This is a genomic window from Leptolyngbya sp. AS-A5 (genome assembly GCF_039962495.1).
GTDB lineage: Bacteria > Cyanobacteriota > Cyanobacteriia > Leptolyngbyales > Leptolyngbyaceae > Leptolyngbya.
This window is the reverse complement of sequence record NZ_JAMPLL010000041.1, coordinates 22,875-29,141: the sequence shown is the minus strand read 5'-3', so window position 1 is coordinate 29,141 and position 6,267 is coordinate 22,875. Positions and strand designations below refer to the sequence as shown.

Annotated in this window: 8 protein-coding genes and 2 pseudogenes; 2 read left to right on the top strand and 8 right to left on the bottom strand. The window is 46.5% G+C overall.

Annotated features, from left to right (window positions below; translation table 11 throughout):
* Window positions 1–24: 24 nt before the first annotated feature.
* The gene (locus NC980_RS23735) at window positions 25–432 is read right to left on the bottom strand and encodes a hypothetical protein (protein ID WP_190376875.1); all 408 of its coding nucleotides are present in this window, start codon (window positions 430–432) and stop codon (window positions 25–27) included.
* Between the two features lie 190 nt (window positions 433–622).
* Here NC980_RS23735 and NC980_RS23730 point away from each other — a divergent pair.
* Window positions 623–1,003, top strand: a pseudogene (locus NC980_RS23730) (transposase); the annotation flags it as partial.
* Window positions 1,004–1,440: 437 nt separating this feature from the next.
* Here the strand turns inward: NC980_RS23730 and NC980_RS23725 are convergent.
* The 7 genes and pseudogenes from NC980_RS23725 to NC980_RS23695 form a co-directional block, all read right to left on the bottom strand.
* Window positions 1,441–1,581: a hypothetical protein gene (locus tag NC980_RS23725; protein ID WP_242026904.1), complete on the bottom strand. Its 141-nt coding sequence runs from the start codon at window positions 1,579–1,581 to the stop codon at window positions 1,441–1,443.
* Between the two features lie 297 nt (window positions 1,582–1,878).
* Window positions 1,879–2,013, bottom strand: a complete 135-nt coding sequence (locus NC980_RS23720) for a hypothetical protein (RefSeq protein WP_277881389.1) — start codon at window positions 2,011–2,013, stop codon at window positions 1,879–1,881.
* Window positions 2,014–2,085: 72 nt separating this feature from the next.
* The gene (locus tag NC980_RS23715) at window positions 2,086–2,301 is read right to left on the bottom strand and encodes a hypothetical protein (RefSeq protein WP_242026902.1); all 216 of its coding nucleotides are present in this window, start codon (window positions 2,299–2,301) and stop codon (window positions 2,086–2,088) included.
* Window positions 2,302–2,448: 147 nt separating this feature from the next.
* Window positions 2,449–2,655, bottom strand: a complete 207-nt coding sequence (locus NC980_RS23710) for a cold shock domain-containing protein (RefSeq protein ID WP_242026907.1) — start codon at window positions 2,653–2,655, stop codon at window positions 2,449–2,451.
* 204 nt (window positions 2,656–2,859) lie between these two features.
* Window positions 2,860–3,285: pseudogene (locus tag NC980_RS23705) on the bottom strand (redoxin domain-containing protein); the annotation flags it as partial.
* Between the two features lie 64 nt (window positions 3,286–3,349).
* Entirely contained in the window at window positions 3,350–3,865 is a 516-nt protein-coding gene (locus NC980_RS23700) for a DM13 domain-containing protein (protein ID WP_190376872.1), read from the bottom strand.
* Window positions 3,866–3,913: 48 nt separating this feature from the next.
* Window positions 3,914–5,290 carry an FAD-dependent oxidoreductase gene (locus tag NC980_RS23695; protein WP_190376871.1) on the bottom strand — a complete coding sequence of 459 codons (1,377 nt, stop codon included), beginning with the start codon at window positions 5,288–5,290 and terminating at the stop codon, window positions 3,914–3,916.
* A 620-nt stretch (window positions 5,291–5,910) separates the two neighbouring features.
* Between NC980_RS23695 and NC980_RS23690 the strand changes: the two genes are divergently transcribed.
* Window positions 5,911–6,147 carry a hypothetical protein gene (locus NC980_RS23690; RefSeq protein WP_190376870.1) on the top strand — a complete coding sequence of 79 codons (237 nt, stop codon included), beginning with the start codon at window positions 5,911–5,913 and terminating at the stop codon, window positions 6,145–6,147.
* The last annotated feature ends 120 nt before the right edge of the window (window positions 6,148–6,267 follow it).

The window sequence follows — 6,267 nt, the reverse complement described above, 5'->3', positions numbered from 1 at the left end:
GCTTGCAATTTTCATTCGGTTCCGTTACGCTATCGTTAGACCTGCCGAAGTTGAGTGAGAATCACCTGCCGAAGAAAGGTGAGAATTAGGTGCCGAAGTTGTGCAAATATGCAGGATTCGATGATCTCCCTTATCAGAACGTTCAACCCCAGCGGTTTCGCGTAAGCGATCCTCGTTGTATTGATTCAGTAACCGTTCCACTTGGCGCGTCGAGATGGCCAGAGTTTTAGCGATCGCTTGTTTGCGCGCCGTCTTCACCTTTCGGTTAGGTGATTGCGCCAACCACTCGATGAGCCGAAACCGTAGTTTGTGGAGATCTGAGGACTCGATCAGGATTGCGGATGGGTCTGTGTCGAAGGCGCGATCGCTCAACAGAACCTCATCGCAGTCTTGCAAATCAGCATTTAAGCCGGAGACTTGGCTTTCGTCCATAGGAGATTGCCATACTTGTAGTGTATTAGTAAAAATATATTACTCCCTTCTCAGAAGAACCAGATAATGCGACGTAAAATTTGCGAGGGATTGGTAAGAGCCACACTAGCGCGATCACTCCTAGTACTACAGTTGTAGATTATGATTCGCTAAAATAGAGGCAGAACATGCATTTCAAGATATCTTTCAATTGAACTCGACGACTCATTCTCCCCATTTAGACTCACGACAGACCGCTGCTCAACATCTGGAAAACCTGACTCGACAAATTGCGCCTCGCTTCTTCAGAACTGAGATCAAGCAACGGGCAACGGAGTATCTCAAAGCCCTGATTGCTCCTGTAGAACGTAAAAATAGTTGGCAACTGGCCAAAGCAGTGGGAGCCAGGGACCCCGTTAGATTTCAACATCTGCTTCATCGCGCTCGTTGGGATGCTGATGGGGTGCGGGATGACCCGAGGCAGTATGTGGTAGACCACTTAGGCAACCCGGAAGGAGTTCTGGTGCTCGATGAAACGGGGTTTCTCAAGAAAGGCGACAAATCGGTCGGTGTGCAACGACAATATTCGGGACGATAGATGGGGGAAATCGATCAGAGGGGGAACAAGGTCGGCTCCCTCTTCCAAGAAACGTCATGGAGATATTAATACAGGTTCTTGATAAGAACCTTCAGGTGCCTCAGCATCTCCTTGAGTACAGGGAAGATGGCTATCCTATTCCTGAAGCTTAATTAATAGACGTGTTGGGGAATAAGTGAGTTTGAAGTAGAACTTGATGAGTTCAGCTTTTTGCTAACGTGAGTTCTGGATAAGAAATCGCCAGAATCCTTGATTTTTCGTACTCTGTTTCACTGCGGTACATCAAGGTGCTGTCAACAAGGCTCTTAAATGAAAATATTCTCAATACTAGTCTTTGTTGACAATAGCTGGAAGCACGCCCATTCGGCAAAGTCTTCATGTAATAGGGCTTATAGCGTTTGGCTTAACCGGAACTGACGTTTGCTATCGAGTTAAGCTGCCACCAAGTAGAAATTCCATAATCTAGCAGCCGTCAGCATTAACCGATCATCAAACTCCTCAATCCGATTGCGGTAAATCTGCGATACCACACCATATCGCTTGATGCCCGCAAACGCATTCTCGCAGACCACTCATGACTGACTTAAGGCTCGATTTTCTTGTTTTGCGCTTCGTTAGCTGCCCACCTTTGGGTTTCTTATGCAGAATGCGAATGTTCGTGTATTCCGACTGTAAACCTTGAAAGCCCAAATCGACTTCAATCGAAATCTCATCTGGAATATGACGAGCAATCGCTTCTTCGACTTCAAACCGCTTGTCGTGCTTCCCTTCACGGGCTCAACACTAATACTCGTTTCGTTTGGTCTACTGCTGCCAGAGGCTTGCGTGTATGTCTCCGCTTCTTGCCTGACTATTTCTGAGTTTGCTGCTCAGCCTTTTGCATCAATTATCACGCGATCCACCTCTGGAATTTCTACAAATGCTTCGAGATTGCGTAACTTGCGCGCTGGCAGTGCCATCTCATACCCCAATGCTCCTTCGAGTATCGGTTGCAGTTCGTGCATCCATTCATGCGTCTGTGAGCGCTCGAGGTCAAACAGAATCCTAGCTAAGTCAAACGTCGGGTAGCACTTGAACTAGCACAAAATGTAGAACAGTTTCGCTTCGATACGGTTCAGCTTCGCTTTGCGTCCGCCGCCTCTTGCCCGTTTCCGCAGGGGCTTGATGGCTTCGCGGCTAGCTTTATAGGCTTGCTCAAAACTTGGCAAGAGTGTATCAAACACTTGACGATTCAACCTGGTCAAAGCTCTTAGTAGTCGGTCTTGGTTCACCACTCGTTCCAGGTTGAGCATGAGACTTCACTTACTTCTTCTTGACTCATTATCGCTTATTTCCCAACAACTCTAATTATGGATTGCTTGATCCACACAAACCGAAGAACGTAGATCACTTGTGGGGATAGGGTTACGCCTAGCTCAACCAATCTACAAATGTCTCAGTTAATAATCTTGCTTTTGCACATTGCGAGCGGTCCGACCAAATTTACCTTCAACAAGCTCAAACTTGACGAGTGTACCTGCTGTCAACGTGCGATAACCTTCGCCTGGAATTGCAGTGAAATTAAAGAAAACATCTTCACCGCCATCCTCTCTAGAAATCATGCCGCTGCCCGTCTTCAGGTCAAACCAACGGACAATTCCCTGCATTACAGGTAGCTCATTTACACCTAGGAGAGGTGCCCCATTGGTCCACTCTTGTTGTGGAATACGGATTTGCTTTACTGAGGGGGTGTTGTAGGCTTCGTAACGGTAGTCTGCTCGCGTCTCCATAATGGCGCGTAAATCTTGCCGCAATTCTTCAATAGTGGGTCGTCCAACAAAGAACCAGCCATTATAGATTTTGTGAATGGTTAGATCAGGACGCAATACAAATGTGTAAGGCTGAGCGCGATAGGCATACTCCCCCTCGGTTTCATCCAGGATGTTAATTTGCTTGATGAGGTCTCGGTTTTCGTCACACAAAAATTGCCACTGTGCCCCCAACCCAGCTCGAAAAGCAGCTTGCACAACTGGTGGATCAACACTAACTGTAGCTAGTTTGCAATAATTGACCGTAAGTTCATTCTGAAACTGCACAAGCTGCGGAAGCTGTTGACGATCACGGGGGCAAAAGAAACCTCGATAAAATACTAGGATCAGCGGATAACCATCGGTAAATCCTAAGTAGTGATCCATCAAGCTAGGCTGAGTGAGACTGGAGAGTTTGATCAACTCATGCTCCTGATTGAGGCGTTCAAAGTCGGGAAAGCGATCTCCAACATTTAAATTGGTTGTCATAGTGTGGGTTTGCTCTTGTCTTATTCAATACTCTGCCAATGTTTGATAAACCAATACACATCTGTTAGCCATCAAACTTAGCTACGCCGAAGGTGGCGTTGAATTGACGGCACCAAATTGCAGCAGATTTATAATCCTCTAGATTCACGTTTTGGGGAATCGGATACCGTTGAGCACCACTGGTTTTCTGTAAAGGCCCCAAAACGGCATAATCTTGTTTTTGCAGCGGATAAGCGGGAGGTTTGGTAGAACCCAGCACATCATCAGAACGATGCAAAATTACAAACAAATCTGGACCTCTGTCACTTGTTTTGAAAGATTGATCTAGCTCCAAATAACGTTCTCCATTCTCGATAACGATTTGAGCCCTTCCTTGAGTAGGTGCTTCTCCAGCTATAAACGTACCGGACTTTTGAGCCCTATCTGGTGCAGTTGCAGTAGAGTCTGTTGGAGCAGCAACCTCTGCGCTAGGAGAAGAGCTTGTAGCCTCGCTGACAGGCCGATTCACAGTGGCTTCCCTTGCACAACCAACAGATAAAATTAGAGCGCCGACAAGGATAACCAGTTGCTTGAGTTTCATTAGTCAAAGCCTCTTAAATGACACAAGTTTGAAACTATGGAAACGCGATTACATGTTGGGACACGAGGGTATGTCATCACCAATCAGCAGTCTTGCTAAACTGGGCAGTGCTTCACCGTATGTTGGGTGGATGTGTACCGACTGCTCTAACAATCGCCAGGTGGCTTTAGCCTCTATTAGAGACAAAAACACGTGAACTAGTTCAGCCGTTTCATAGCCTACCAATGTTGCTCCCAAAATTTGCTCGGTATCTTGGTCTACTACCATCCGATAAAAGCCCAAATCATGCCCCCACTCGATGGCACGAGCGATGTGTGCCATTGGCAGCGTCACACAACGAGCATTAATGCCTTGCTGCTGAGCCTGTTCTAACGTCACACCCACGCGCCCGACCTGTGGTTCGGTGTAAACGGCATAACCCAAAACACGATCGCTACGAGTTCGCTGCTCTCCACACAAAATTGCCTTTAAGCGGCGGTAATCTTCCCAGGACACATGGGTAAATGCAGGCTGTCTTGCCACATCCCCGATCGCATAAATGCCAGGGCAAGTTGTCCCAAACTGATCGTCAATTTTAATGAATCCCTGTGGATCTAATTCAACTCCAGCAGCAGTCATATTCAATGCACTGGTGTTTGGTTTTCGTCCAATCACGATAAGTAATGCTTCGCCCTGAAGCGTTTCACCGTTGCTCAACAGCAGCGTAAACACTCCGTCAGCATGAGTAACCTTTTCAGTATTTACGTTGAAATGAATCGAGATGCCGTCTTGCTTAAACGCCTCTGCTAAGGTTTCGCTGGCATCCGGCTCTTCTTGCGAAAGAACGCGATCGCCTCGCACAATCAAATGGGTCTGGCTGCCCAAACGCGCTAATCCTTGCCCCAATTCCAGACCGATGTAGCCACCTCCAATCACCAATAAACGAGGCGGCAACTCCTGCAACTCGAAGAAATTACGATTGGTTAGATAAGGAGTGTCAGCTAAACCAGGAATGTTCGGAATCAGCGACGCCGTTCCTGTGTTGATGATGATGGTAGGCGCTTCAACAGTTACATCGCCGCCTGTCACAGTGTGATGGCTAGTGAACGATGCTTCAGCACAAACAACTTGAACACCCGCACTCTCTAACCGTTGTTTTGTGCCTTGATTGAAGCGATCTCGAATGCCACGAACTCGCTCCATTACAGCAGAAAAATCGACCTCAACCTGGGCATGAACACCGAGCTTTGCGGCTTGACGGGCTCGACCTGCGGCATGAGCAGCCGCTAGAAATGCCTTAGAGGGAGTGCAACCATAGTTAACGCAGCTTCCACCCAAGGCATCTCGCTCAAATAACACAACCTTGCGTCCTTCTTTGGCAAAGTCAGCTGCTAAGGGAATTCCACCCTGACCACTGCCAATCACAATCACATCTGCTGTTTCCATAGGTTTCTAATTCAAATTAATGTTTTGCAACAGCGATCGCTAACACCACTCCCCCCACATCAATAGGGTGGCAAGACCCTGAAATGGGATGGTGAGGATGTAGAGTAGTCATCAATTTAACCCTGTATCAATAGACATAGTCTTTCTGATAACTCAAAAGAATTTTTACTATTGACGGCATTCTAGGCATTCGTGACAGATTATTTAATGTTGTCATGGGCTTTCATAATTTAGATGAGAAGAGACTGAGTGTTTTCTGAGAAGTTATCAAGTATCTCGATCTGGAAATTCACTCAGGTAAGTCTCAGCTGTTAGGACACATTCTGAAGGCGGCATCCGCACAAGATTGAGCACGAGCGGCTGGCTGCTATTGGAGAATTTGCGGCAATGGATTGTCCACGAGATCCGTAATCCCCTGACCACTGGTCAAATGGGGTTAAACTACTGATCTTGGTCTACCCGAATCTGCTCAAGCTCGGCTCTCTTTAGCGATCAATGAAGCTGAACGATTAGCCAGTCTCTTGCAGGAGATTTTGTCTTATTCAAAACTTCAAATTTTGCGGCTTGCTGAAATCAATGTCGATGCATTCATTCGAGAGTTATTAATTCCGCTGTGATTAATGCCTGAAGCACAGCAACGTTTGCTCGAATATTATGCTTCATGTTCACTAACTCTAATTTTGGGCGATTCAGACAAGCTGAAACAGGTATTTATCAACCTAATTCGCAATGCGTGTGAAGCGGTTGAAGCAGGAGAAACCATTCGATGGACTGTGATGGAGGGTTCGATGAAACATATCTGCATCTCCGTGCAGAATGGCGGTAACCCATTCCTGCAGATGTTTTACCTTGATTAACATAGCGATTACCGCTTAAATAAGAGTTAGATCGATGAGCTGGTACTGATCTAGATAACTATTCCTTCAAGGTTTGTTGATTTCTCAGGATTTTCTCAATCGATTCTAATGTGAATTAGA

Coding starts and splice junctions, on each gene's coding strand:
- NC980_RS23735 (WP_190376875.1), bottom strand. CDS start 432: ATGGACGAAAGCCAAGTCTCCGGCTTAAATGCTGATTTGCAAGACTGC.
- NC980_RS23720 (WP_277881389.1), bottom strand. CDS start 2,013: ATGCACGAACTGCAACCGATACTCGAAGGAGCATTGGGGTATGAGATG.
- NC980_RS23715 (WP_242026902.1), bottom strand. CDS start 2,301: ATGCTCAACCTGGAACGAGTGGTGAACCAAGACCGACTACTAAGAGCT.
- NC980_RS23710 (WP_242026907.1), bottom strand. CDS start 2,655: ATGCAGGGAATTGTCCGTTGGTTTGACCTGAAGACGGGCAGCGGCATG.
- NC980_RS23700 (WP_190376872.1), bottom strand. CDS start 3,865: ATGAAACTCAAGCAACTGGTTATCCTTGTCGGCGCTCTAATTTTATCT.
- NC980_RS23695 (WP_190376871.1), bottom strand. CDS start 5,290: ATGGAAACAGCAGATGTGATTGTGATTGGCAGTGGTCAGGGTGGAATT.
- NC980_RS23690 (WP_190376870.1), top strand. CDS start 5,911: ATGCCTGAAGCACAGCAACGTTTGCTCGAATATTATGCTTCATGTTCA.